The 24,695-nt window shown below is 65.1% G+C and carries 22 protein-coding genes and 2 pseudogenes; 7 read left to right on the top strand and 17 right to left on the bottom strand.

Going from position 1 to position 24,695, the window contains the following annotated elements; translation table 11 throughout:
* Positions 1-3: 3 nt before the first annotated feature.
* Complete coding sequence (locus OOT46_RS26090) at positions 4-399, bottom strand: RidA family protein (protein ID WP_265406554.1); 396 nt, start codon at positions 397-399, stop codon at positions 4-6.
* Positions 400-800: 401 nt separating this feature from the next.
* On the opposite strand from OOT46_RS26090, the gene OOT46_RS26085 reads away from it, so the two are divergent.
* A complete protein-coding gene (locus OOT46_RS26085) occupies positions 801-1,706 on the top strand; it encodes a LysR family transcriptional regulator (RefSeq protein WP_265406553.1) in 906 nt (301 codons plus the stop codon).
* A 28-nt stretch (positions 1,707-1,734) separates the two neighbouring features.
* Here OOT46_RS26085 and OOT46_RS26080 read toward each other — a convergent pair whose 3' ends face one another.
* From OOT46_RS26080 to OOT46_RS26065, 4 genes are all read right to left on the bottom strand, one after another.
* Complete coding sequence (locus OOT46_RS26080; protein ID WP_265406552.1) at positions 1,735-2,025, bottom strand: hypothetical protein; 291 nt, start codon at positions 2,023-2,025, stop codon at positions 1,735-1,737.
* A gap of 49 nt (positions 2,026-2,074) precedes the next feature.
* Positions 2,075-3,184 (bottom strand): MBL fold metallo-hydrolase, encoded by a 1,110-nt coding sequence (locus tag OOT46_RS26075; protein WP_265406551.1) that lies wholly within the window; start codon positions 3,182-3,184, stop codon positions 2,075-2,077.
* The gene (locus tag OOT46_RS26070; RefSeq protein ID WP_265406550.1) at positions 3,181-3,657 is read right to left on the bottom strand and encodes an ester cyclase; all 477 of its coding nucleotides are present in this window, start codon (positions 3,655-3,657) and stop codon (positions 3,181-3,183) included. The genes OOT46_RS26075 and OOT46_RS26070 overlap by 4 nt, the downstream gene beginning before the upstream one ends.
* 92 nt (positions 3,658-3,749) lie before the next feature.
* Positions 3,750-4,673, bottom strand: a complete 924-nt coding sequence (locus OOT46_RS26065; protein ID WP_265406549.1) for an NADP-dependent oxidoreductase — start codon at positions 4,671-4,673, stop codon at positions 3,750-3,752.
* A gap of 119 nt (positions 4,674-4,792) precedes the next feature.
* On the opposite strand from OOT46_RS26065, the gene OOT46_RS26060 reads away from it, so the two are divergent.
* From OOT46_RS26060 to OOT46_RS26050, 3 genes are all read left to right on the top strand, one after another.
* On the top strand, positions 4,793-5,704 hold the full coding sequence (locus OOT46_RS26060) for a LysR family transcriptional regulator (RefSeq protein WP_265406548.1): 912 nt from the start codon (positions 4,793-4,795) through the stop codon (positions 5,702-5,704).
* Between the two features lie 522 nt (positions 5,705-6,226).
* Positions 6,227-8,257 (top strand): DUF6531 domain-containing protein, encoded by a 2,031-nt coding sequence (locus OOT46_RS26055; protein ID WP_265406547.1) that lies wholly within the window; start codon positions 6,227-6,229, stop codon positions 8,255-8,257.
* Between the two features lie 63 nt (positions 8,258-8,320).
* Complete coding sequence (locus OOT46_RS26050) at positions 8,321-10,756, top strand: RHS repeat-associated core domain-containing protein (RefSeq protein WP_265406546.1); 2,436 nt, start codon at positions 8,321-8,323, stop codon at positions 10,754-10,756.
* A 359-nt stretch (positions 10,757-11,115) separates the two neighbouring features.
* On the opposite strand, the gene OOT46_RS26045 is transcribed toward OOT46_RS26050, so the two are convergent.
* Positions 11,116-11,370 (bottom strand): helix-turn-helix domain-containing protein, encoded by a 255-nt coding sequence (locus OOT46_RS26045; protein WP_265406545.1) that lies wholly within the window; start codon positions 11,368-11,370, stop codon positions 11,116-11,118.
* A 70-nt stretch (positions 11,371-11,440) separates the two neighbouring features.
* Between OOT46_RS26045 and OOT46_RS26040 the strand changes: the two are divergent.
* A pseudogene (locus OOT46_RS26040) lies at positions 11,441-11,817 on the top strand (transposase); the annotation flags it as partial.
* On the top strand, positions 11,814-12,194 hold the full coding sequence (locus OOT46_RS26035) for a hypothetical protein (protein ID WP_265406543.1): 381 nt from the start codon (positions 11,814-11,816) through the stop codon (positions 12,192-12,194). The pseudogene OOT46_RS26040 and the gene OOT46_RS26035, both read left to right, overlap by 4 nt.
* A gap of 45 nt (positions 12,195-12,239) precedes the next feature.
* Here the strand turns inward: OOT46_RS26035 and OOT46_RS26030 are convergent, their stop codons facing one another.
* From OOT46_RS26030 to gspG, 11 genes are all read right to left on the bottom strand, one after another.
* Positions 12,240-12,617 carry a type II secretion system protein gene (locus OOT46_RS26030; RefSeq protein ID WP_265406542.1) on the bottom strand — a complete coding sequence of 126 codons (378 nt, stop codon included), beginning with the start codon at positions 12,615-12,617 and terminating at the stop codon, positions 12,240-12,242.
* Between the two features lie 49 nt (positions 12,618-12,666).
* Complete coding sequence (locus OOT46_RS26025; RefSeq protein WP_265406541.1) at positions 12,667-13,059, bottom strand: type II secretion system protein; 393 nt, start codon at positions 13,057-13,059, stop codon at positions 12,667-12,669.
* A 4-nt stretch (positions 13,060-13,063) separates the two neighbouring features.
* Positions 13,064-13,594: a type II secretion system protein gene (locus tag OOT46_RS26020; protein ID WP_322114298.1), complete on the bottom strand. Its 531-nt coding sequence runs from the start codon at positions 13,592-13,594 to the stop codon at positions 13,064-13,066.
* 13 nt (positions 13,595-13,607) lie between these two features.
* Positions 13,608-15,623 carry a secretin and TonB N-terminal domain-containing protein gene (locus OOT46_RS26015; protein ID WP_265406539.1) on the bottom strand — a complete coding sequence of 672 codons (2,016 nt, stop codon included), beginning with the start codon at positions 15,621-15,623 and terminating at the stop codon, positions 13,608-13,610.
* A gap of 4 nt (positions 15,624-15,627) precedes the next feature.
* Positions 15,628-16,065 carry a hypothetical protein gene (locus OOT46_RS26010; RefSeq protein WP_265406538.1) on the bottom strand — a complete coding sequence of 146 codons (438 nt, stop codon included), beginning with the start codon at positions 16,063-16,065 and terminating at the stop codon, positions 15,628-15,630.
* Between the two features lie 303 nt (positions 16,066-16,368).
* Entirely contained in the window at positions 16,369-16,923 is a 555-nt protein-coding gene (locus OOT46_RS26005; RefSeq protein WP_265406537.1) for a hypothetical protein, read from the bottom strand.
* Positions 16,913-17,431 carry a hypothetical protein gene (locus OOT46_RS26000; RefSeq protein WP_265406536.1) on the bottom strand — a complete coding sequence of 173 codons (519 nt, stop codon included), beginning with the start codon at positions 17,429-17,431 and terminating at the stop codon, positions 16,913-16,915. The genes OOT46_RS26005 and OOT46_RS26000 overlap by 11 nt, the downstream gene beginning before the upstream one ends.
* Complete coding sequence (locus OOT46_RS25995; RefSeq protein ID WP_265406535.1) at positions 17,428-18,267, bottom strand: hypothetical protein; 840 nt, start codon at positions 18,265-18,267, stop codon at positions 17,428-17,430. Before OOT46_RS25995 ends, OOT46_RS26000 begins: the two co-directional genes overlap by 4 nt.
* Positions 18,248-19,894 (bottom strand): GspE/PulE family protein, encoded by a 1,647-nt coding sequence (locus OOT46_RS25990; RefSeq protein ID WP_265406534.1) that lies wholly within the window; start codon positions 19,892-19,894, stop codon positions 18,248-18,250. The genes OOT46_RS25995 and OOT46_RS25990 overlap by 20 nt, the downstream gene beginning before the upstream one ends.
* On the bottom strand, positions 19,891-21,102 hold the full coding sequence (locus OOT46_RS25985; protein WP_265406533.1) for a type II secretion system F family protein: 1,212 nt from the start codon (positions 21,100-21,102) through the stop codon (positions 19,891-19,893). The genes OOT46_RS25990 and OOT46_RS25985 overlap by 4 nt, the downstream gene beginning before the upstream one ends.
* Before the next feature lie 25 nt (positions 21,103-21,127).
* Entirely contained in the window at positions 21,128-21,580 is a 453-nt protein-coding gene (gene gspG, locus OOT46_RS25980; RefSeq protein ID WP_265406532.1) for a type II secretion system major pseudopilin GspG, read from the bottom strand.
* Positions 21,581-23,086: 1,506 nt separating this feature from the next.
* On the opposite strand from gspG, the pseudogene OOT46_RS25975 reads away from it, so the two are divergent.
* Positions 23,087-24,695: pseudogene (locus OOT46_RS25975) on the top strand (hypothetical protein); the annotation flags it as partial.

The raw sequence follows: 24,695 nt of genomic DNA, 5'->3' as shown, positions 1-24,695 counted from the left end.
CGGTCAACCGGTGTGCGCAACGGCGCGGACCTCAATGAGTTGGTGAGGAAACGCCAGACCGGACACGCCAATGAGAGTGCCGGCCGGTCGATGTTGCCCCACGTACTCCTTGAGCAGCACCACGCAGGGCTCGAAATGCTCGCGCGGATTTGTCAAATAGACCACCACTTCAGCGAGGTTCTCCCGCGTCACATTGAATCCGGCCAGCACTCGATCGAGATTCTCCAGCGTCTGCCGCGCCTGGGCCTCGAAATTGTCCTCGCCGACAAAACCGCCCTGCATGTCGTGAGAAAACTGTCCCGCAATGTAGATGGTGCCGTTGACGCAGTAAGCCTGGCTGACGCCGTAAGCGTCCTCCCAAGGGACGCCGTGCTTGTAGGTCGTGGCCTTGTGTGTCATGTCTGTGTTCCTTCTTGGATGTGCTTGTCCGCCGCGGGACGGCCTGGCGCAGATACGCCCACTGAGCGGCGACCCTGTGCTTGAAGCGAGCGAGCAAGCGGCTGATGTCGCGGCGCGTCTTGCAAGGCACCGCGCCAACCTTTCCGAGCCGGCTGCTCGCTCGGGCGTCGTGTTGATGACTGTAGGGAATCCATTGGCGAACGGACTTCTACACAGAAGCGAAGGCGTCCCCTGACAGTCAGCCTGCCCGCGAGGGATGAGCGAGTTGCCGGGAGCCACCTGCCACGACGCAGCCCGTTCCCACCCTAAGGCGGATGCCCGCCTGATGGGTCAAGGTGCTAGCATCCTGCGCATCCGGAGTCCTTAAAGTCCTTGCCGTGCCGGAGCCGGTGGAATTGCCTATGCTGCGCGCGAATCTCAACGATATCCTCATCTTCATGGCTGTCGTCGACGCAGGAAGTTTCATCGCTGGCGGGCAGGCGATGGGCCTGACGCGGTCAGCGGCCGGCAAGGCCGTGATTCGCCTGGAAGACAGGCTCGGCGCGCGCCTCCTGAACCGCACCACCCGGTCGCTGAGCCTGACCGACGAAGGTCGGCTGTTCTACGATCGCGGCTTGCAGATTCTGGCCGCTGTCGACGACGCCGAAGCGAGCGTGGCCGGACGCACCGGCACGCCACGGGGACTTCTGCGACTCACACTTCCCGATGCCTTTGGGCGGCTGGTGGTGCTGCCGCTGCTGAAAAAGTACCTCGAGGCGTGGCCCGACATCCAGGTTGAGGTGAGCTTCACCGATCGGCTGGCCGACATCGTCGAAGAGGGCTTCGATCTGGCCGTTCGCATCGGCGGCGCGAACCTGGACTCGCGACTGGTCTCCCGGGTGGTCGCCACCTACAAGGCCCTGCTGTGTGCATCGCCGGCCTACATCGCGGCCCGTGGCGAACCGCTGAATCTCGATGGCCTGGCAAACCATGACTGTTTGATCTTCAGCAGCCGGACCCGAAAGCAGAGCTGGCTGGTCCCCGGCGACGACGGGTCGTGGATCAAGGCGGAGGGGCCGAGCCGCTTGCGGATGGACAGCGGAGAGGCGATCCGGGATGCCGCCGTTGCCGGGCTCGGCATCGGGCTGCTGCCAGACTTTCTGGTTGCGAAAGACCTGGCTGCCGGACGTCTTCAGAAGGTCCTCCCTGAGCTCGACTTTGGAGATGTGAAGATCCTGGCGATCTATCCGACCCGACGGCTTCTGGAGCCCCGGGTCAGGCGCTTCATCGATCTGCTGGTTCAAGAGCTGGGACGTGACGCTGGCTAAGCGCAAAGGTCTGCTTTCCGCCTCGCGCTCAGTCTGGCACTTTCAGCACGTCTCGAACCATGCGCAGAAGGCGCTCCTGCTGCTCCTCGGAAGAAACGCCACAGCGTTGAAACGACGCTCCGTCCAGCTTCACATCGGCAAAGAGGCCGGATGGATCCTCGTGAAAGTGTAGGAACGCCCCAGAGCGCCGATAGAAAATGCCGGGCTTGCGCTCGACCAGGCCCGGCAACTGGCGAAGTCGCTCCAGCAGCGACGAAAGCTGCGCGATGGCAGAGGGACCGGCGTGCTTCATGGGGCGGTAAGGCAACAGATCAGTCATGGAGTGTCCGGTCAATCCCGGCACCCGTCAAACTGGCCATGATCCTCAGCTACTCACGAGCGACCTTGTCAAACAGCCCTAGTTCGCTTGCTGACCCACACAGGCGCGTGTGGTAGACCAGGATCTCGTTCGCGATCCAATCCTGAAGTTCCCAGTCAGGGTGTTGGGCGCGCAGCAGCGGGGTCAGATCCTTCTGGATACTTGCCAGATCTTGACCGCTGCTGCACCGCTTCGTCACCTCATCCCGGACGGTGTCCATATGGCGCACCGCTTCAGTGAGATCCCTGGCGGTGCCGACCGGGCCATGCCCCGGGATCACGACCTTCGGCTGGGTGCGTTCCACGGCTTGCAGGATCTCGCGCCAGTTCACCGGATCTACATCGGTATCCTCGATCTCCGGGAACCAAGGGAAGATCGGAAATGACTTTGTCTCCAGCAAGTCGCCGAGAATGACCACACCTTGTGCCGGTACTGAGACCACCTGGTCGCCGAGGGTGTGTGCCGGCTGGTGGTGGCTGAGCCGGACCACCCGTCCGCCGAGATCGATCTCTGCCTCTCGTTCGTACACGATGTCGGGCAGCACGAATCGCATGTCCTTCAGCGCCTCTGCCACACCCAGTCGTTCACTGAAGAGGCGCCGATACGCGGGGCCCTTTTTCAGCAGCTCATCGCGTTGGGCGCGGTTATAGATAAGGGTCGCCTTACCCTTGAAGACGTGTGCGCCAAAACCGTGCTCCGGGTGGAAGTGGGTCGTCGTGAGATAGAGCCGCTTTCCCTTTGCAAGGCGCTCGGCGGTTTGCAGCACGCGCCTTGCGCTTTCCGTGCCCAGGCCCGTGTCGACGACAAGGACCGCATCCTTGCCGGTGATGAGGGTCACGTTGGGCACAAGAACGACGTGATCTTTGTCCTCGATGACGTGAACGCCTGGACTCACCTCGGTGAGATGGTCCAGGTCGACGATTTTCTCCCGCGACAGGTCTTTGTTGGCTGCCAGCGCGAGGCTGCAGGCCCACACGAGCACGGGTGTCATGAAAAGACGGGCAAGGGGTCGGCGCAGACTCATACGGAGTGGTCCTTGAATAAAGGAACGGGATGCGGCGGACCGCCAGGTCGAGATGGCGGCTCGGGCGGCCCCGATCAGATTGACGACGTCGTTCATTTCGCCTGGAGCTGCTGGATCGCCCCATGCCAGTCTTCGACGTGGTAGCTCCTGACGATCCGGTTGTTTTCGACCGTGTGGATGTCGATCGCCATGATGTCGAAGCTTCGTCCGGTCGGCGCGACTCCCATGAAAGAACCGACAGGCGTTGCCGTCGCGCGTCCGCGGACGACATATCGGTTGCCCACCTGCAGAATCTCTTCGATCTTCCACCTCATGCCCGGCGCCACCGCGCCGATGCGCTGAAGCTGGTCCAGAAACTGGTCTCTCGTCTTCACCGTCCCGGAGTAGTCGCCAAGGCTCTGCCAGTCGGGGGAGAGCACCGCGGCAAGCCGCGCGGGCAGGTCGGGACTCGCGGTACCGCTGAGCACCTTGCTGTAGAGCGCCTCCACGACCTCCTGGTCGGACGCCTGGGCTGGGCCCAGGCTCGCGGCCAATGCGGAAGCGGCTATCGTTCTTGTGATCATCTTCATGGTGTTTCCTGTCTATGGGTGTGTGCAGCACCGTTCTTGACGCGTCCGGAAAGACGGCTTTCCGGCAAAAAAGAAATCGAGGGGGGCGCCGCTCAACGCGATGCGCGGATGATCACCTTGCCTCGCGCATGACCGCTGGCGACTTGTTCCAATGCCGCGCGGGCGTCATCGAGCGGGTGCACGGTATCGAGGACCACTTGCAGCTGCCGGGCTTGAAAGACCTGGAGGATCGTGTTGAGCAAGACGGCGTCGTGCTTGAAGAACACGAAACGCGCCTGGATATCCCCGCGCGCCTGAACCCCAGGATCGACCGTGGACACCAGCGTTCCGCCCGGCCTGACGACCTGCCATGAACGCTCAAGCGTCTCTCCGCCCACGGTGTCGAGGACCATGTCCAGATCCTGCAGCCGTTTCGCAAAGTCTTCATGGCGATAGTCGAGGACCTCATCCGCCCCCAGCTCGCGAACGAGCGGATGGTTTTTCGAGGAAGCGGTGGCGATGACATGCGCCCCTGCCTGCTTGGCGAACTGAACAGCGAAGCTGCCGACACCACCGGCCGCAGCATGAATGAGCACCCGTTGACCGGCCCTGACCTGGCCGACACCAAACAGCGCAAGCCACGCGGTACCCGCTCCGGTGGGCAGCGCAGCTGCTTGCTCCTGGCTCATGTCTTCCGGGATCGGACACAGAGACTGCGCGGCAATCACCGCGTACTCGGCAAAGCCGCCCCCAGCCGTGGGATCCAGCCGTCCGACGACCCGATCACCGGGCTTGAAGCGGTCGACCTCCGGACCGACCGCTTCCACCACGCCGGCGATATCGGTGCCGAGCGTGTAAGGCATGCTGACCGGGAAAACAGGCTGCATGGACCCGGCGAGGATCTTGAGGTCCAAAGGGTTCACACCGGCTGCCTCCACACGGACAGCCACTTGCCGAGCCCCCGGATCGCCGATGGCGACATCTTCAAGAACGGCAAGATCGGGGGTCCCGAATTCGTAAACGCGCAGTGCTTTCATGAAAGTGCTTCCGACGTCAGTCGTCGCTCCGTGTCGTGAGGTTGAAGGGAATGACACGATTCTGGGGAGCCGAATAGAATCCGTCCAACAAATGAAGCGTATACAGCGTTATCCGTCCCATGGATTTTCACGGCATCGATCTCAACCTGCTGGCGGCGTTTGACGCGCTGATGGACGAGCGCAATGTGACGCGTGCAGCGGCGCGGGTCGGCGTGAGCCAGCCGGCGATGAGTGCTGCACTGTCGCGTCTGCGCAAGCTGTTCGGCGATCAGCTGTTCTTGCGCAGCGCGGAGGGTTTGCTGCCGACACCGCGCGCGAGGGACCTGGCAGAGCCGGTGTCCCAGGCGCTGCGGCAGATCGAATCAGCTCTCGTGAAAAAGCCGGAGTTCGAGCCGGCAAAGGCGTCTTTGACCTTCACGCTCGGAGTGTCCGACTACCCGGCATTCGTGATGCTTCCACCCCTTGCGAAAGCATTGGAGCAACAAGCTCCGGGGGTCTCACTGAATGTCCGTGCTTTCAACAGTCGAGACAGTGCGGTCGACTTGCTCGATGCGGGGACGATCGACGCGGCAGTCGGGGTCCCGCTCACCCATCCGGAGAACCGCATACTGACACGGCCCATCCTGCAGGACGAGTTCGTGACCATCGTTCGGCGTGACCATCCTTCAGCGAGGCGGGGCATGAGCATGAAGGTCTTTCTGGACCTTCCCCACCTGCTCGTCTCACCCGAGGGTGACCGCCATGGTCTGGTCGACGAATCGCTGGCGCAGCTCGGGAAACGCCGTACTTTGGCGCTGACGCTCCCGCAGATGTTCGCTGCACCCGCCCTGGTGGCTCAGACGCGCATGACGGCAACGGTCATGAAACGAGTCGCCTTGCAGTCCCCTGCCCGGTCCAAGCTCGTCTTGTTCCCGCCGCCGGTTCCATTGCCCGTCGTCGTTTTCGACCTGATGTGGCACAGACGCAATGACTCGCATCCAGCGCAGCAGTGGCTCCGGAACCTCATCGGGGCCGTTGCACGATTGCTTTGAAGAGGCCGCCGTCAAGTCTCTGGATCACGGGCCACCACTTCACCGATTCTTATCGCCCTCGCCTGAGTGGCTGTCGAAGCTTACCGATTTGCGCTTCACCGGTGGACTGCCAAAGTTCACATTGTCTGACAGCGCGCGCCCCTCCTATCATGCACCGGCGTGTGTTTCCCCGCTGTCCAAGAGACGCCCGCTTGAACAAGCGCAGTACGGTCTGGTTCACCGCAGGACGTTTCGGGAGGGATCATGCACAGCCATCACGCTGGCAACACGCCTGTGCGCGTGCTTCACCATATCCTGGCCTTGTCCGAGGAGTCGCCGGTTCCCGCAACTGGCTCCGGCGCTAGAGTGGCCCGCGGATCGTCAGTCGCAGCCCGGCTGCTGTCATTGACCGCCACCCTGCTTGCCCCGCTCTCGATCTCCGCAGACCCGGGCGACGAGCAATGTTTCCCTCTATACCGTCGTGCCGGAGCGATTCCTGGCACGAGATCCTGCGAGCTCACTGCGTCCACGGCCTCGGTCGGTTTGGGCACCTATTTCTGCACCGCCAGTTCCGGTGCCGAGATTCACATTCCCAACTACTGCGGAACGGTCCCCAAGGACTTCGGTGACAAGTGCGATCGCACGCCACGCCCGGTGGCCATTGGCACCGGCAACAAGTCGCTGCAGGAGACGGACTATGCTGCAGCGTCCGGTCGACGCCTCAAGCTCACCCGCTACTACAACAGCACGCCCGCCGCAGCGCCCGGCCAGATCTTCGGCGCAGCGTGGCGCAGTACTTTCGACGCCCGCATTGTTCCGACCGGGGAGCAGGTGGGGGCCTACAGGCCCGACGGCCGCATCCTCTACTACACCCCGAATGGCGCTGCCTGGGCGGCCGACACGGACGTGCACGACCGCCTGGAACGACTGCCTGCCTCCGGCGCCCTCACCGGCTGGCGTTACCGGGACATCGAGGCGGCCGCGCTTGAGGTCTACGACGCGCAGGGGCGCCTGGTGAGGGTGCACGGAGCCCAGGGGGACGTCCTGGAACTCTCCTACAGCACTGCCGACCCCAGACCGGGTGCCCTTGAAAGCGTGCGCGATGGTGTCGGTCGAACCTTAGCTTTCGGCTACGACGACAGAGGCCGCCTCGCCCAACTGACCTTGCCCCGTGGGGCCGTGGTGCGCTACAGCTATGACGCCGAGTCGAACCTGAAGCAGGTGGTCTATGCCGATGGGAAGCAGCGCGCCTACCTCTACAACGAGTCGGCTCGCACGTCCGGCGCCAATCTCCCGCACGCATTGACGGGACTGGTCGACGAGAAAGGCATCCGCCATGCCAGCTACACCTACAACGCACAAGGCCGGGCCATCGAGGAACTGCAGCATGCCGGCGGCGGCCGTACCGTGGGCCGCTACGCCGTGGACTACCGCAGCGTCGCGGGCCCGCAGACTCCGACGGGCGAGTCCCTGGTCACCGATCCTCTGGGCTCCATACGAAGCTACCGCTTCGCAAGCGCGCTCGGCGTCGCGCGCAGGACCGCCTTGTCGCAGCCCGCCGGCGCCGGCTGCGCGGCGGCGACCAGCCACATGAGCTACGACGCCAAAGGGAACGTGCGCAGCCGGGACGACTTCAACGGCACGCGTACCTGCCACGCCCATGCCCCGGACCGCAACGTTGAAACGGTGCGGGTGGAGGGGCTGCCCAACACCGCTGACTGCGCGACCTATACCGCGACAGGCGCCGCCCTGCCAGCCAGCGCCCGCAAGACCAGCAGGCAGTGGCATCCCGACTGGCACCTCGAAACGCGCGTGGCCGAGCCGCGCCGGTTGGTGACCATGGTGTACAACGGCCAGCCCGATCCCTTCAGCGGCGGCGCCATCGCCCGTTGTGCCCCGGCCGATGCCCTCCTCCCGGACGGCAAACCCATCGCCGTGGTGTGCAAAACAGTGGAACAAGCGACGACGGACGCGGACGGCAGCAAGGGGTTCGCCGCGACGGTGGCTGCGGGTATCGCTGCGCGGCAGTGGACCTACAGCTACAACCGGCACGGCCAAGTGCTCAGCGAAGACGGGCCGCGCACCGATGTGCAAGACATCACCCGCTATGAGTACTACGCCGACACCACGGCGAACTGGACCCAGGCTGACCTCAAGCAAGTGAGCGATCCGGCAGGCCAGGTCACCCGCTACACCAAATACGACCCGCACGGGCAGGTGCTCCAGCAGGTCGACGCCAACGGCTCGGCGACCGACTACAGCTACGACGAGCGCCAGCGCTTGACGAGCGTCGCATCGAACGGCCAGGTCACGAAGTACGAGTACGAGCCCACGGGTCTGCTGAAGAAGGTGACGCAAGCTGACGCCAGCCACATCGAATACCGCTACGACGACGCGCATCGGCTCACAGGCCTTCAGGACGGGCTGGGCCATTCGGTCACCTACACGCTCGACAGCGCCGGGAACCGCATCAAGGAAGAGGTGAAGGACCCGGGCGGCGTGTTGCTGCGCAACATCAACCGCGCCTACGACGCGCTGGGCCGCCCGGCGAGTGCCACGGGCACGCGGGAATAACTGGGTCTGGCGACCAGCAGACCGTCACCTGGACTGCACGATAGCTCTTCGGGAAGGACACCCATGAGTGAACGAAACGCTCCGCGCTATCGGGGGCCATGGCGCCCGCTGGTCGCTGCCCTGGTCGCCAGCCTGGCATTGCCCGGGTTGGCCCAGCAGGACACCATCACGCGGTACGAATACGATGCCGAGGGCAACCGAACCAAGATCACCGACCCCCGCGGGCAGGTGACAACACAAGGCTACGACGCGCTGCAGCGGCTCATCCAGCAGCGCCTGCCTCTCCCGAAAGCCGGTGCGACGCAGCCCCAGATCGACTACGGCTACGACAAGCGGGATCACCTCACCAGCGTCACCGATCCGCGTCGCAACACCACCAGCTACGGCGTCGACGGCCTGGGCAACCCGGTGAACTGGGTCAGTCCCGACACGGGCAGCACCACAAGCAAGGTCGACGCCGCTGGCAACGTCATCGAAGTCACCAATGCTCGCGGGCAAAAGATCCTCTATGCCTACGACGCGCTCAACCGGCTCAAGCAGTCCACCTACCCTGGCGGCGCCAAGACCGTCTATGGCTACGATGCCTACAGCACCGCGGCCGGGTCCGAGAACTACGGCCGAGGCCGCCTCACCAGCATCGCCGAATTCAACGCCAGCGCGCTCCAAACCAGCCGGTTGGACTTCGCCTACGACCTGCGCGGCCGGCTGCTGCGACGCTGCCAGCTCTGGGGTGCAGCCACCAGCTGTACAGCCGCCGATACGCTGACCTACCGTTGGGGCAGCAGCGGTCGGCTGTTGGGCCTGACCTATCCCTCGGGCCGCAAGATCGACTACCAGTACGACACCCAGGGCCGCATCAGCGGCATCACCACCACGCACCCCGGCAGCAGCACGCCCCAGGCCGTGGTCAGCGGTGTGCAGTACCAGACGCTGAATGTCGGCAACTACGCGGTCAAGAACTTCAATTTCGGCAACGGCAGCGCCACCCCGGTGCAGCGCTATAGTCGCAGTTTTGATCTCGACGGGCGAGTTACCAGCTTTACCCTCGGCCAGGGCGCCTCAGGCATCACTGCCGAACAGGCACGCTATGCCTTGAAGTACGATCCTGCCGGCCGCGTCAAGGAGATCCGTACCGGGCCCATGGCCACGCCGACCCAGGTCACCTACGGCTATGACAACCTCAACCGCTTGACCCAGGCGGTGCTCCCCGGTTCCACCTACAGCTACGATTACGACCTCAACGGCAACCGCACCAGGCGCATCATCAGCGGCGCCGGCGCGGTAACCACGACCTACAGCTACCCAACCGGCAGCAACCGCCTGCAAAGCGTGCAAGTCGGCAGTCACCCGGCGCATCCCATCGCGACGGACGCGACCGGCAATATCACCGCCGATCCAGCCAATCCGCTAGGCTCGGTCACCTATGCGTACAACACGGGCGAAGGGCTGGTTGTCACGGGGCGCCTTAACGTGAGCTATGGACCGCTGGCACGCCACGTCTACAGCCACAACGGCTTGGGTCAACGCATCCGCAAGAGCGGCTCCACGCTGAGTTCGGGGGGCGCTGTCTACGCCCCGCCGGTTTATGTGGGGTCCAGCGACACCTACTTTCACTACGACCAGGACGGCCAGCTGATCGCCGAGCGCGACCAGAACCACTGGGTCAAGCGTGAGTACATCTGGCTGTACAACACCCCTGTGGCGGTTGTCACCGGGGCCACGCCGACTCAGCAGATCCGCACCACCGGCACGCCGCTGAACCTGCCGCAGGTACGCTACATTCACACCGACCACCTCAACACGCCGAGGCTGATCACAGACACGGCGGGGGCTCGACGCTGGGAATGGCGTGTGATCGGCGAACCGTTTGGAATGAATGCAGCCGATGGAACACCGAATGGCCAGGCAAGGGACCAGCGGATGGACTTCCTCCTGAGATTCCCCGGCCAGTACTTGGATCAAGAAACTTCGACACCGTATAACTACTTCCGCACCTACAATCCGCACACAGGGCGGTATTTGCAAAGCGACCCTATTGGCCTCGAAGGTGGCATAAACACCTTTGCTTATGCTGGCAGCGCACCAGGAATTCAGATTGACCCCTTTGGATTGGATAACCCCGGCATGGGGCCCTATGGACCGGGGAAAAACATGGGCGACAATTCAAGTAGACCATGGCAACGAGCAGGCGCCCTCGCTGATTTCTCTCGCAACTACAACAACATGAGGGACGCCAACACAATCGGCGCCGATAAGTATTTCCATTGCAAGGCCAATTGCGAGGCAACGCGGCGCGGAAAGTACGGAGAAGAATTGGCTTGCGTTATTTCTGATGCCCGCGAATGGACCGATCAGAACGTGAAAGGAGACCCGGGCAGTGCTTCAAGAGCCGACCACGCTGCAAATGTACTTGGACGCAATGGCGCATTAACTTCATCAAAGTCCTGCAGTGAAGTGTGCGAAATTTTCAGACCAAATGGCCTCCCTTCAATTTACTGATTGGGTGCTCAATGAAAAGACGACGCATAGCAATCACTATCGGGCTGATTGCGCTAACCGTCCTATTGGGTATGTGGTTATATAAACAGCTTCAGATTGATAAGTGCTTGGATAGCGGCGGCGCGTGGAACCATCATGAAAGAAGATGCGCATGGACAACTGAAACAAAATAGCAATTGTCGATCTGATGCCCGATGCGAGGGCCTGTTGGCTGGCCCTCGTCAAGCTGCAATAAATGCACCCTGCCTCAAGCAGTGCAGGGCCTGCCCATCTCAGAGGCCTTTGATCCACTGCAGCTAGGGAGTCCCGCCACGCCCCAGCTCCATCTCTGTCAGCTTCACCATTTCATGCGGTCGGATTTAAAGTGCCGCAGCAAGCCGGAACACCGTTGCTAGCGAAGGCTGGCGTTGCCCCAGCTCGAGCAAGCTGATGTAGTTCCGCTCCAGCTCCGCTTCGAGGACAAGTGCTTCCTGCGTCAGCCCCGCATCCCTACGGCACTGACGTAGAACCCGTCCAAAGGCGTCTCCAAGCTCCAACAAAAGTTCCTCCTGCAGTTGGAAGAATCTCGCGCCTGTACTATTGATGCGGCATGAATGAACTTGATCAAGCTGCATAGCGAACTGACCCTGCCTCGATTTCACGCACAGCAGAAAGTGTGAAACTTCTGAAGTACGGAGAACGTGAATGAAAGACAGCAAGGTACCGCATCGACAGTACACGCAAGAGTTCAGGATGGAGGCCATGCGGTTGGCAGGCAGCGTCGGAGGTCACGAGGCGGCACGCCGGCTGGGGATCCCGGTGGCGACGTTGAGCAACTGGTGCCGCAAAGGCAAGGCAGGGGCAGGACTGTCGGGTGACAGTGCTGCAGCGGCGGCCGAGCCGACACGTAGGCCGGTGACGGAGTTAGAGGCGGAGAACAGCCGGCTGAGGAAGGAACTGGCCGAGGCGAAGCTGGACGTGGAGCTACTTCGAAAGGCGACGGCGTACTTCGCCAGAGGGTCGCGATGAAGTACGCCTGGATCGACGAACATCGCGACCCGTACACGGTCACCCAGCTGTGCTGACCTTGAACCCATTCGCACCGTTCATCCCCGTAGCCAGCCGTGATCTCATCTTCGTCGGGCCAGACCAGTACGAGATGTCGGTTCATGTCGCCATCGGAGCGCCCTACACGCCCGCCCAGGCTGAAGACATGAAGGGCTACGCCGGCTGTCTCGTCCTGACTTGCGATGATCCCACGCTCGCCACGGAGATACACGGCGCGGACGAGATGGAGGCCCTGATGGCCGGCCTCGATTTCATAGAGTCCTTCCTGAAGCGACTTGCCGTTGAAGGCAAGGGGCGCTTGAAAACACTGGATGGCTTGCCGTTCGACCCGAATGGATCAGCGTTGCTCCAGCAACAAAGAGAGCTGACCCGTCGCGGTCCCTCGGCTTGACGCAAGCCTCTTGCCTGCGCCCCGGCGGCCGGTAGCGCCAGCGTCTCAAGGACGCCCTTGAGCGGCGGGATCCCTGTAGACAAACCGGCTGATCGTGCCGCCGCCGCCCTGAGCCAACGGGTAGACCCCCATGATGCCGCCCCCTGGCGCGGCCACCAAACCCCACCCGGCACGGCCGCTGTAGGGGTCGAGGTAGATGCGCCGCAAATGCCTACGGGTCGAGAGGAATCGAGGGTCGAGCAGCAGCGCCTGGAGGTCGGGCGGATACCGCTTCTGCCCGTTGGGCGCCGAGTGGTAGTAGGAAGCGATGGCCTGAACGAACTGCTCCCCCGTCCACGCGAGTTGCCGGGCCCGCTCCCGCTCGGCAGCCGCCGACCACAGTTGCCCCACGGCCGCGAGCCCCGCCGACAGAATCGCCAGCACGCAAAGCAGGGCCACATAAGTAAAGCCACCCTGCCCTGGCCGACGCTGGCTACCAGGAGGCATAGGGGGTTCCATCCCGCGCATGCCCCTCTGCGCCGCTTCGGAGGTCGTAGATGCCGTTGGCGGGCCCGGCAGCGTCGCCACCCCCTTGTGGGGCTGTAAAAACCCATGTGTCGCTTCGATCGGTGACGGGATCGAGCGGGAGCTCTCGCAGGTAGCGGCGATCGACCAGTTCCTGCAGGCTGCCCGGGTAGCGCCCCGTGTCGGCGTGGTGTTTGTCGATGGCCTCGCGCGTCAGACGGAGATTGGTCCGCAGCACCGTCTCTCGGGCGCGGTCCAGTGAAGCGAAATAGCGCGGGCCGACCAGCGACAGCAAGGTCGCGATGATCGCCATCACGACCAGCAACTCGATGAGGGTGAAACCCCGGCGGCGTCCGCTCATCGGGTCACCATTCGCGGTAGGGCACGCCGTTGAGGCCCACTTCCGGCGAGCGGCTGTAGACGTCGAACACGTCCTGCCCGGGCTTCGGGTCCTGCGGCTCGCTGGCGTAGGAACGCAGGCCCCAGCCGGCCGCCGCGGCTTGCAAGGCGTCCTGACGCCGCTCACCGCCGTCGGCAGGCTCAGCGGGTGCCGCGAAGGGGTCGGCCGGCAAACGCCTGAGCAAAAAGATCTTCTGCCGCGTCGGCGAACGCAGGTCCTCCACGCCCAATACCAGCGACGTCAGATGGGCCGGATAGCCGCTGCCATCGGCCTGGCGCTGCACGCGCCCTTCGTCGGCCAGGCGCTTGTGGGCATCGAGCGCGGACCGGATCTCGCGCAGCGCAGCCCTCAGCTCGTCCTCCTTCTGGCGCCGTGCCGCCAGTTCTGCCAGAGGAAAACCGATGCTCGCCAGCACCGCCATGATGGCCAGCACCACCAGCAGCTCGACCAAGGAAAAGCCGCGGGCCCGGGCGGCCGGGAACGAGCGTCGCGACAAGCTCGGCCCCATGTCAGTTCGGCACCAGGGGCGGTGGCGTGAAGCCAGGTGTCAGCACCGGCGCGCTGCTGCCGCCCGGTCCTGCAGGGGCCGGTGCTTGCGGCGCTCCCTGCCCCGGAGGGCCGGCCGAGGGGCTCGCCGGCGGGGCAGCTGGCGCGCGCGGCTGCCCCGGACGTCCACCCGGCACCTCCGCCGGCCGCAACTGGATGGACGCCGCTCCATTGGCTGCCTCGGTCCCCGAGAGAAATTCGATCTGGCCCGGCCCCGGCACCTGGATGTTGCGCACCACCCTTGGCGTGATCAGCAAGACGATCTCGGTACGGGTGTCGTTGTTGCTGCCCTGCCCGAACAGCTTGTTCACCAGCGGGATCTCGTTGAGCCCCGGCACGCCGGTGTTGGAGCGCCGCTCGTCGCGCTGGATCAGCCCGGCGAGCACCTGGGTTTCGCCGTCGCGCACACGCAGCTGCGTGGACGCGTTGCGCGTGCCGAGACGGTAGGCCTGCGTGCCTGAGTTGCGCGTGATGGTCTCCAGGATGTTGCTCACCTCCAGCGACACCTTCATGCCGACCTCGTCCTCGAGCGACACGGTGGGCTCGATGTCGAGCTTGAGGCCGACGTCGAGGTAGTTGACGTTCTCCAGCGTGCCGACATTCACCGCACTGGTCGTCGTGATCACCGGGACCCGTTCGCCGATCAGCACCTTGGCGCTTTGGCGGTTGCGCACCCGGATGCGCGGATTGGCCAGCAAGGTGGAGTCGCCTTTCTGGCTGCGCAACTGGGCCGCCACCAGCGGATCGTTGAACTGCAGCTGCACCATGCCGGAGTGCACGTTGCGCGCCTCGGGCAGGCTCAACACGCCGGGTTCGCCACTGCGGCCCGCAATGCTCGCGGACACCGAATCGGGCCAGCGGATGCCCAGCTCGGTCAGCCGGTTGGTCGCGACCTCCAGCACCTCCAGCTCCAGCATCACCTCGGGCTCGGCCAGGTCGTGGTTGGCAAGCAGCTTCTCGACCAGGCGCACCACCTCGGCCGAGTCGCGCACCACCATCAGGTTCAGCGCTTCGTCGATGAAGACATCGCGCGCCTTCGCGATGCCCTTGACGAGGGCAGCGGCCTTGGTCACGTCGGCATTGGAGAGATAGAAGGAACGAGTCACCAGCTCCTGGTATTCGCGCGTCTTCTCCGGGCTGTTCGGGTAGATCAGCACCGTGTCCTGGTCCAGCACGCGCCGCTCCAGCCGCTGGGTCGCCAACAGCAGGCGCAGCACATCCTCGACGGACTTGTTGTTCACCGACAGGGTGACGCGCCGGTCGGTCGGCACGTCGCGATCGAACATGAAGTTCAGGCCCGAGGCCAGCTTGAGCGATTCGAACACCTGCAGCAGCGAGGCGTTGACGAAGGACAGCGTGACTGGCTTGCGATAGGCAGCACTCAGCTGCGCCAGCCCCATGCCGCCCTGCCCTGGCAGGTCGGCCGCCGCGCGCAGCCACTGACGCTGTGCCAGGCGGGCCCGGCGGTGCTGCGGCTGCTCACTGAGCACCTGCCGCACCAAGGCCAGCGCCTCGTCCACCCGACCTTGGCGTCCGAGGCCGTCGGCCTTGTCGAGCATCGAGGCATGGCGCTCGGCGCCGGCGATGCGTTCGGCGCCGTTGACCACACGCGGGTCGTTGGCCGCCAGCCCGGCCGCCGTCGCGAGTTCCGCTCGCGCCTCGGCGAACCGGCCGGCCTCGAGCAAGGCGTCGAGGCGACGCAGCGCATCGTCCAGCGCCCTGTCGCGCTGCTCAAAATAGGTCCGGCGGTACTCCACGTTGGCGGGATCGGCCAGGCTCGCCTGGCGCAGCTTCGCGACACCCTGAAGGTCCTGGCCAGCCGCGATGTCGGCCCGCCCGCTGCGGAACTCCGCGTGGCCGGCACAGCCCGCGAGCAGGCTGCCGAGGAGCGCCACGCCGGACCATGCCAGCCCCGGCCGGCCGGAAGCGCCTCGCCGCCTGTTGCGGCGCATCCGGCCGGTGGGTTTGAAGATCGCCACGGAACTACTCTCCCTGGGGGCGTCTGTCCTGCGTGGCAGGCGCCCCGTCGTTGATGGGCAGCCCGGCAAGGCTCAGCCCTTGTTTTTCGCCACTCGGCACATGCAGCAGCTCGGCCGAGGCCGCGTCGATACGCAACAGCTTGAAGTCGTCGGGGAGCATGTCGCCCACCTTCGCCTTGAGGGTCGCGCCATTGTCTCCTGCGACAAAAAGCATCAGACCTTCCTCACCCCGCCAGTGACCGAGCACCTTGAAACGCACCATCGGGGGCGGCGGGGGCGGGGGCGGTGGCGGCGGCGCGGGCTCGATCGGAGGGGGTGGAGGCGGCGGCGGAGGTTCGGGTGGCGCCGGTTCGGCTGGCGGGGGCGCCGCGCCGAAGGGGTCGCGAGCCGGCTCCTGGTAGCCCGGCTTGAGCGCCATCAGCACATCTGCGGATGCAACCATGGTTGCGGACTTTGAGGCCGCAGGGGCGACAACAGGCCCGGTTTGTACTGCCCGCCGACCCGCCGGCTCCACAACGGCAGCCCCGGCCTCTGCAGCGACCTGCTCGGGCAGCAGCGTCGCCAGCAGCCGCAGGGCGAGGCAGGCAGCGAGCACCAGGAGCAAGCGGCGCAGGCGCGGGCTCATTGGATAACCTCCGTGCTACGCACTGCGGTGCGAGCCCCTTCGGGCGGCCGGGCGGGGCTCATTGGATAACCTCCGTGCTACGCACTGCGGTGCGAGCCCCTTCGGGCGGCCGGGCGGGGCTCATGGCACGCTCCGGTAGTAGATCGCGAACGACAGTCGTACCCGCGGCACAGGCTGGGCCTCGCTCTCGCGGACGATGCTGAAACCGGTGAGTGCCGCAGAGGGCACCGTCAGCACCACCTGGTTCACGAAGCGGCGCGCGTTCGCATACGAGGTCATCGAGTCCAGACGCAGTTGCAGGCTGGGTGGGCCACCCCGCTCCCCGGCCGCATAGCCGTAGTCGGACTGGCCCACACTCACACCCTGCAATTGCGCGGCCGCGAACACCTGCGACAGCAAGCCCGGCAGATCGGCCTCGGCCGGTAATTGCGCCACCAGCGAGGGCGACGCTGCCGACGCCACACGCAACAGCGGTTTCGGCCGGCGCTCGAGCTCTGCCAGCTGATCCCTGACGCGATCCTGTTCGCCGCGCAGGCCCGGCAACTGCCACGCCGCACCCAGCAGCGTCAGGCAGAGCAACAGGGCACCCGCTGCGCCGGGCAGGCCCAGGTTTTTCAGACGGGGCGCGGCCCGGCCGCGGACCCGTCTGAGCCGGGACGCCAGTTCAATCGCCATGTGGCCTCCACAAGGCTTGCACAGCCAGGCGCACCGGCCCGCCGCCCGCCCCTGACGGATCCAGCGCCTGATGCGATACGAGCCGGGGCTGTTTGAGCCCGACGGCCTGCAGGTGGGCCAGGTAGGCGCCACCGGCAGCAAGATCGGGCGCCTGCACGGCAATGCGCACCATGCCGGCCGCCACATCGGGCTCGAGCGCAAGCAGAACCACCCCGGCGGGCGCGGGCGTCTCGACGGCTGTGAATAGCGCCTGCCAGCGCACCGCGAGGGCCTGCCGCAACGCTGCATCCTCCCCGGTAGAAGCACGTGGTGCAAGCGCCGCGCGGGGCGCGGCCGGCACGATGCTGCCAGCAAGGCGCTGCTCCAGCGCCGCCAGTTCGGCGGAGCGGCGCTCGACCTCCCAAGCCAGCCCTGCCAGGCTCGCGGCGCCGACGGCCAGCAGCGCCCAGCCCACCCAGCGAGGCAAGCCCCGAGCGACAAAATCGACGTCGGCCCAGTCCCTCTTCATGCCGCCACCTCGGCAAGCGGCTGACGGGCCGTCGGCTCGGGCAACAAGCCCGAGACGATCGCCTCCTCGCCCGGCTCGATCCGCCATACGGAGGACGGAGCATGCAAGAGCACCAGCGGCCCCGGCACCGCGTCGACGATGCCCAGCCGACGCTCCCACACGTGCAGACGCCGACGCAGCGCCGCCACCTCTTCCCGCGGCGGCAGGTCGACGACGCCCCGCAGCACACCGGCACGTTCGAGCACACCCACGAGGCGGTCCGGGGCCTCGTACACGGTCCACCCCGTCAAGGCGTCGTTCGGCCCATCGCCGCGCAGCGCGCGCGCTCGGTGAGCCACCGCCCAGCAGGCAGCGACCTGCACTGAACGCAGCGACATGCCAGCCGCCCGCGCGGCTTGCCCAATCTGCTCGGGGAGCCCGCCGGGGCAGACAAACACCGGGACCCACCCTTGACGCACCGTTTCGTCGAAGAGCAGCTGGCACGCCGGGGCACCCTGCCCCCACAACTCGGCATGTCGATGAGCGATTGCGGCGAGGGCCACCTCTTGAGGCAGCTCGACCTCGCCAAGATCGACCGTGAAGATCGAGGAGAGCCCGGCGCCGAGCACCACCTCCAGCGAACGCCACCAACGCCCCACACGATGGGCGAGCACCTCTCGCAAGGTTTCGGTGGACGGGCCGGTTCCCGCAGGCAAGGTCACCGCCGCGAGCTCGGTCCAGGTGGTGGCCTGGCGCGAGCCCGAGCCCAGGTAGAGCCGGGCTGAGCCATGCTCCAGCCACAGCAGGTGCCGTGCGAACCAGCGAGGCGCCTTCACTTCAGTCGGCTCCGGTGACACGGTCCACCTCCTCCAGGCTGGTGAGGCCGGCGCGCGCGGCATCGAGCGCCTGCTCGCGCAGGCTGCGCAGCCCTTGCCCCTGGGCCGCCTGCTGGATCTGCAAATAGGGCGCGCGGTCGACGATCAGGGCTTTCAGCTGGGTGCTCATCGCGAGCAACTCGCCGATCGCGAAACGGCCCTTGTAGCCGGTGCCGAGGCAAGCGGCACAGCCGACCGGACGCAGATACGCACCGTCCGGGCCGTCGGCAGGCGCGGGCTCGGCACAGTAGCGGCACAGCCGGCGCATCAGCCGCTGCGCCAACACGCCATTGAGCGCCGAGGCCAGCGCATACGGGTCGATATCGAACTGCTGGAAACGGCCCAGCACGTCGAGCACGTCGTTGGCGTGCACAGTCGTGAACACCAGGTGCCCAGTGAGCGCCGCCTGCACGGCGATCTGTGCGGTCTCGGCGTCACGGATCTCGCCGACCAGGATCTTGTCGGGATCGTGGCGCAGGATGGAGCGCAGGCCGCGGGCGAAGTTCAGGCCCTTGCGTTCGTTGACCGGGATCTGCAGCACGCCGGGCAGCTGGTACTCGACCGGGTCCTCGATGGTGATCACCTTCTCTTCAGGCGTGCAGGTCTCGTTGATCACGGCGTAGAGGGAGGTGGTCTTGCCCGAGCCGGTCGGCCCGGTGACCAGCACCATGCCGTGCGGGCGGCGCGCCAGGCGGAGCACGCCCTGCGCGAGGACGGGCGAGAGGCCGAGGCCCGCGAGGGTCAGGTCCTTCATCTGCTCGGCGAGGTGGCGGCGGTCCAGCACGCGCAGCACGGCGTCCTCGCCGTGGATGCTGGGCATGATGGAGACCCGCACGTCGATCGTGCGTCCCTGCACCTGCACCTGCAGCCGGCCGTCCTGCGGAACCCGGCGCTCGGCGATGTCGAGTTCGGACATCACCTTGATGCGCGAGATGGCTTGCTCGGCCGTCTGCGGCTCGGGCACTTCGCGGATCGCACGCAACACGCCGTCGAGCCGGAACTTGACGATCAAGCCGGCGGGTGCGGTCTCCAGGTGGATGTCGCTGGCACCGGCTTTCATCGCGTCGTAGAGCGTGGCATTGATCAGCCGCACCACCGGGCTGGCGGCCGATTCCAGGCTTTCCGCGGAGATGTCCTCGACCAGTCGGTGGTTGGACGAGGCACCGCCTGTGGCTGCGGCCGGACCAGGCTCACTCAGGGAGAGGGAGACCGCCACGTCCTCGAAACGACCCAGCCATTGCGCCAGCTCGTCAGTTGCGACCATGGCCTCCGGCAGCAGCGGGCCGAGCGACTGCACATGGTGCACCGCGTCCACCGCGAACGGGTCGCTGACCAGCAGGCACGGCCCATCAGGCCCCAGCGCCACAGCCATGCCCAGCCGTCGCGCGTCGGAGTAACGCAAGCGGCTGAAGTCCGGTTGCCAATGACTGTCCAATGTCGCGACCCAGGACAGCCCGAGCAGCGTGGCAAGCGCTGCTTCCGATTCCGGCTGCGAAGCGAGACGCTCCTGCAGTTCGGCCAGCACCGGGCGACCGCTCTCCACCGCTGCGCGGTGCGCCGCTTCGAGCAGCCCTGCCGCCTGAGCCTGCTTGGGGTCCACGTCGTTCACCGGATGGCACTCGCCAGTTCGAAGATCGGGAGGTACATGACGACAACGACAAAACCGATCGCCAGCCCCATCAGAGCCATGATGGTCGGCTCCAGGGCCCGCATGAAACGCTCGATGGCCCGGGCGGTCTCGCCTTCGTGGAAGCTCGCCACCTTGGTCATCATGGCTCCCAGGTCCCCACTGCGCTCGCCGACGAGCAGCAGCTGCTGCGCCACCGGCGAAGACAGGCCCGCCGCCTCCAGCGCGGTGGAAGGACTGCGCCCACTGCGCACGGCTTCCAGCGCCTCCTCTGCGGCATGGCGCAGATGCGCCGGCAGCAGGCGCGAGGCCATCTGGAAAGACCGCGGAAAAGCGATCCCCCCGTCGAGCAGCATGCCGACGGTCCGGTAGAGGCGCGAGAGGTACATGAGCTGGACGTAGTAGCCGACGTGGCGCTGCCTGAGCAGGCGCGCGAACAGCGCCGCCCTGACGGCAGGCGACGCGCCCGCGAACACCAGGCCGCCGACCAGCGTGCCCAGCACCAGCAGAAGGAAACTGCCGTGCGACTTGACCAGTTCGCCCCAGCGCAGCATCAGCGTGGCGGCCCAGGGCAGCTCGCCGTGCATGCTGGCGAACACGCCGCTGAAGCGCGGCACCACCCAGACCAGCAGGAACACCATCACCAGCCCGCCGACGAGCAGCAACACCACGGGATAGATGCTCGCGGTGACGATGCGCTGCCGCACCGACTTCGACTGCTGGGCGTGCTGCAGGTAGCGTTCCAGGGCCTGCGGCAGGTCGGAGGTTTCCTCGGCAGCGCGGATCAGCGCGATCAGCAGGTCGTCGAAAGCCTGGGTTGCCTCCAATGCACCGGCCAGCGTGTGCCCCTGCTCCAGCCGGCCTAACACGTCTTTCAGCAGCGGCGCCGCCCCGCCGCGCGCCTGGCTGGCGAGGGCACGCAGTGCTTCGACGGGACCGATGCCGGCCTGCAGCAGCGTCGCGAGTTGATCGGCGAACAGATCGCTGGCAATCGCCGGACGACGGCCAATGGCGAAGCTCAGGCCTGGTGCGGGCGCGCGGGGTGCCGGCGCGGATGAGACGCCGGCGTCGAGCACCCGCCAGCCTTGCGCCTCGGCCTGCCGCACGGCGTCGGTGCGCGAGCCGGCCTGAAAGGCAATGGCCGTCGGCGCGCCTTGGCCGCGCAGGCACCAGAGCACGATGTTCTGCATGAGGTCGGGTCAGGACAAGGACGGATCAGCGCCAGGAACGAAGATCGGCATTGTCCGCCTCTCCCCCCGGCTGGCCGTCACGGCCATAGCTGAGCACTTCGTACTCACGGCCCTGCTCGCCCGGGGCACGGTAGAGATAAGCGCGCCCCCACGGATCGGCCGGCACGCTGCTCTGCAGATACGGCCCTTGCCAACGCGCCGCTCCTTCGGGCTTTTGCGTCAGGGCAGCGAGGCCCTGGGCGGTGGCCGGGTACTGACCCATGTCCAATCGGTAGGCGTCGAGCGCCTTGGAGAAGGCATCGATCTGGGCTTGGGCCACCTTGACTTCGGACTTGCTGACCTGCCCGAAAAAACGCGGGCCGACGTAGGACATCAGCACGCCGATGATGGCGATGACAACCAGCAGTTCGAGCAGGGTGAAACCGACCTGCACAGCGCGCAGGGGTGTGACCCGCCCGGAGACGGTGTGTTGACTCATGTGAGATCCCCCCTACTACTACGACGCCGTGTGCCGGGCGGTGCTTTGAGTGGTTCGTGTTCTTCGCGGACAGCCGGCAACGGCGGGGATCGTAGTGAGGCGTGGAGGAGTTGTCAAAGATTTGGGAGGTGGAGCGCTCGTTTTCTTGCGGTACTCCCCCGACTCCAGGGACCACGAGGGTCGCCCCTCGATCTGCGCGTGTGTCAGAAGCTGCAGGTGCGCCGCTGATTTCGCTTCCCTTCTCAACATTGCAGTAGCAGCAGATCCTGGAAAAAGAAATGGCATCCCCCTCGTCCAAGGGGGGCAGTCAGATCTGACGTTGTTACTTATGGTGAGCCCCTCTATCCTCCCCGCGAGGTTTACCCCGGCACACGAAACAAGATCAATAGGGGTGGAGGGAATCATGAGAAAAGCTAGGTCGCGGCGTAGAGCCTTACGAACTAGGCGCGCCTATCCAGCAGTCGATCGGGGCGCAGGCGCCAGCATTCTCGGGCACGCCGCACGAACTATCGAGGATAGTCTCTATAAGACGGCTTTCGACCTTTCGGCACCAGCTGATGGTTTCCTTCCGGCGAGACGTCTGCTTTTTCGTCGAAAACCACGCTCGACGAATATGCCGTGTGCAATTCCTGCACATCACCGTCAAGTCCGATTAGGCGCACTAGCCTTGCCGGCAGAAGCGAATGCCCCCTGAACAGAGTACTGACAAGCAACATGAGCCAGCTCTATGAGATGTCCGGGCGACTCTGAAGTCCCACCGTGTCGCGCACTGACTGAGAAAGAAAAAGGCAGAAATATGACCAAGGCGCCCAATCTACAAAGGAGTTCCAATTGATTCGTCAAAGCACCACGAAGTTGAAGCGCTGTTTCCTACTCCTTTTGGCGCCCTGCTTTCAACTGGGAAGTGGGTCCGCTGCCGCAGAAACATCTACTTTTCCAGCATCCCCTTTCTGGGCTCACAACGTCTTCTTCTACGGGCCGAATCCGGACGATCCCGCGACGTACTTCAGCAGCCCGCTTGCGGCATGCCGCGCGGCGGCACCTGAATATCCGTCGATAGAAACGCGAGGCCCGACCTGGCTATCCTGGGAGCAGACGATGGGCTATGAGTGCATCAGGCGGGAGGGCAGTGCAACGTATTCCCACGGTCGCACTTGGGAGACGATGCGGTGCCCCCCGGAGGCTTCGACGTTCTGGGAGGGCGAGACCAAGATGTGTCGGATGGCCTGCCCGAGCGGCACTCGATGGGCAGCGGCCGCAAAGGCGTGCAAATCATGGACGGACGGTTGGAGCCCCGACCCCCCGATGTGCACGAATCCACGTTTCGGGCGTCCGATCTCTCCATTGTCGGGGGCGAAACGTCAGAGTGAGACATTGGGCCAATGGTTAGGAGAAACGGTCAGCATTGGCTATGACACACGTCCGCAGCTTGCGTCGGCCGGCTTCGACTTAAAGCCTTCAGTTTCATTCAGCAGTCTTTGGCAAAGCAACCTGCACAGGAAGCTGGTGTTTCAACTGCACGGTCAGAAAGCCGTCCAGGCGGCGAGAGGGTCGGGCACATGGATCACCTTCTTGGCTGACGGCAACGGCCGCTACGCCGCGGCAGGCGTCCTCGACAGTGTTGTGCCTGTCTCGGGCGGCTGGCAGTACGTCGACGCCCAGTCCAAAGCTGTGGAGACCTACGATCCGGCAGGCCTGCTCAAGAGTGTGAGCTACGCCGACGGGCGAACTCTCATATATGTCTATAGCGACGCCACCACGCCTGCAGCGATGGCACCGGTGCCCGGCCTGCTGATCAGGATCCAAGACCAACAGAGCCGCAGTATTCAGTTTCACTATCAGCAGGCGACCCGAGGCCCACGCATCTATCGAGTCGTCGACCCCGCAGGCCAAGCCATTGCGGTCGCCTACAACACATCAGGGGAACTGCAGCAACTCGGCTGGCCGGACGGCAAGACGCGCCAGTTTTTGTACGAGAACTCAAAGTTTCCCTGGGCTTTGACGGGCGTCGTGGATGAGAACAATGCTCGGCTGACCACCTATCGCTATGACGACTTCGGTCGAGCGGTCGAAACGCAGGCCGCAGGAGGTGTAGATCACTTCGTCGCCACGTACACCAGCCCACCGGCCTATACCCTGAAGGAGACCTACGATCCAGTTGCAGATGTGCTCCAACGCGATCATCTTTGGCAAGCACCGCAGGGCACGACCGTGACCTTGCCCGGAGGCGGTTCTGTCACATTGGAAGCGAAAAACGTTCTTGGCATGCCGCGCATGACAGTGCAGAGCCAGCCGGCAGGAGCCGGCTGCGCCGCCGCGAACAGCTACCTCCGTTACGACGACACCAACGGCAACATGACAAGTCGCGACGACTTCAACGGCAAGCGGGTGTGCTACGGTCACGACTCCACTCGCAATCTGGAGACAGTGCGCGTCGAAGGCTTGTCCAATACGGCCGCCTGCGGCAGCTATACGCCGCCCGGCGTTGCCCTCCCGGCTGAAGCGCGCAAAGTCAGCACGCAGTGGCATCCCGGCTGGAGTTTGCAGACCAAGGTGGCCGAGCCGCGGCGGATCGTGACGACGGTTTACAACGGTCAGCCGGATCCCTTCGCGAGCAACGCGATCGCGAGCTGCGCGCCCGCCGACGCCAAGCTGCCCGACGGCAAGCCGATCGCGGTGGTTTGCAAGCGGGTCGAGCACGCCACCACCGATGTCGACGGCTCCAAGGGCTTCTCCGCGCCCCTGGCCACCGGTGTCGCTCCGCGCCAATGGAGCTACACCTACAAAAGCTCCGGGCAGGTGCTCAGCGAAGACGGCCCGCGCACCGACCTGACGGACATCACCCGCTACGAGTACTACCCCGACACCACCGCCGACTGGACCCAGGGCGACCTCAAGCAGGTCACCAATCCCACCGGTCAGGTCACCAAGTACACGCGGTACAACGCGCATGGCCAGGTGCTGAGCATGAGTGACGCTAACGGTGTGGTGACGACCTACACCTACGACGTGCGCCAGCGCCTGAAGACCGTGACGGTGGGCACCGAGCTCACCAAGTACGACTACTACCCTACCGGCCTGCTGCAGCGCGTGACCCAGCCCGACTTGAGCTACA

Origin of the sequence: Aquabacterium sp. A7-Y (genome assembly GCF_026153205.1) — a bacterium.
Lineage (GTDB): Bacteria > Pseudomonadota > Gammaproteobacteria > Burkholderiales > Burkholderiaceae_C > Caldimonas.
The sequence above is the reverse complement of the archived record's forward strand: the minus strand, read 5'-3'. Positions and strand labels throughout refer to the sequence as shown.

Coding starts and splice junctions, on each gene's coding strand:
- OOT46_RS26075 (WP_265406551.1), bottom strand. CDS start 3,184: ATGAACGACGTCGTCAATCTGATCGGGGCCGCCCGAGCCGCCATCTCG.
- OOT46_RS26070 (WP_265406550.1), bottom strand. CDS start 3,657: ATGAAGATGATCACAAGAACGATAGCCGCTTCCGCATTGGCCGCGAGC.
- OOT46_RS26085 (WP_265406553.1), top strand. CDS start 801: ATGCTGCGCGCGAATCTCAACGATATCCTCATCTTCATGGCTGTCGTC.
- OOT46_RS26080 (WP_265406552.1), bottom strand. CDS start 2,025: ATGACTGATCTGTTGCCTTACCGCCCCATGAAGCACGCCGGTCCCTCT.
- OOT46_RS26025 (WP_265406541.1), bottom strand. CDS start 13,059: ATGAGCGGACGCCGCCGGGGTTTCACCCTCATCGAGTTGCTGGTCGTG.
- gspG (WP_265406532.1), bottom strand. CDS start 21,580: ATGAGTCAACACACCGTCTCCGGGCGGGTCACACCCCTGCGCGCTGTG.
- OOT46_RS26060 (WP_265406548.1), top strand. CDS start 4,793: ATGGATTTTCACGGCATCGATCTCAACCTGCTGGCGGCGTTTGACGCG.
- OOT46_RS26065 (WP_265406549.1), bottom strand. CDS start 4,673: ATGAAAGCACTGCGCGTTTACGAATTCGGGACCCCCGATCTTGCCGTT.
- OOT46_RS26005 (WP_265406537.1), bottom strand. CDS start 16,923: ATGGCGATTGAACTGGCGTCCCGGCTCAGACGGGTCCGCGGCCGGGCC.
- OOT46_RS26045 (WP_265406545.1), bottom strand. CDS start 11,370: ATGCAGCTTGATCAAGTTCATTCATGCCGCATCAATAGTACAGGCGCG.
- OOT46_RS26090 (WP_265406554.1), bottom strand. CDS start 399: ATGACACACAAGGCCACGACCTACAAGCACGGCGTCCCTTGGGAGGAC.
- OOT46_RS26050 (WP_265406546.1), top strand. CDS start 8,321: ATGAGTGAACGAAACGCTCCGCGCTATCGGGGGCCATGGCGCCCGCTG.
- OOT46_RS26000 (WP_265406536.1), bottom strand. CDS start 17,431: ATGAAGAGGGACTGGGCCGACGTCGATTTTGTCGCTCGGGGCTTGCCT.
- OOT46_RS26010 (WP_265406538.1), bottom strand. CDS start 16,065: ATGGTTGCATCCGCAGATGTGCTGATGGCGCTCAAGCCGGGCTACCAG.
- OOT46_RS25985 (WP_265406533.1), bottom strand. CDS start 21,102: ATGCAGAACATCGTGCTCTGGTGCCTGCGCGGCCAAGGCGCGCCGACG.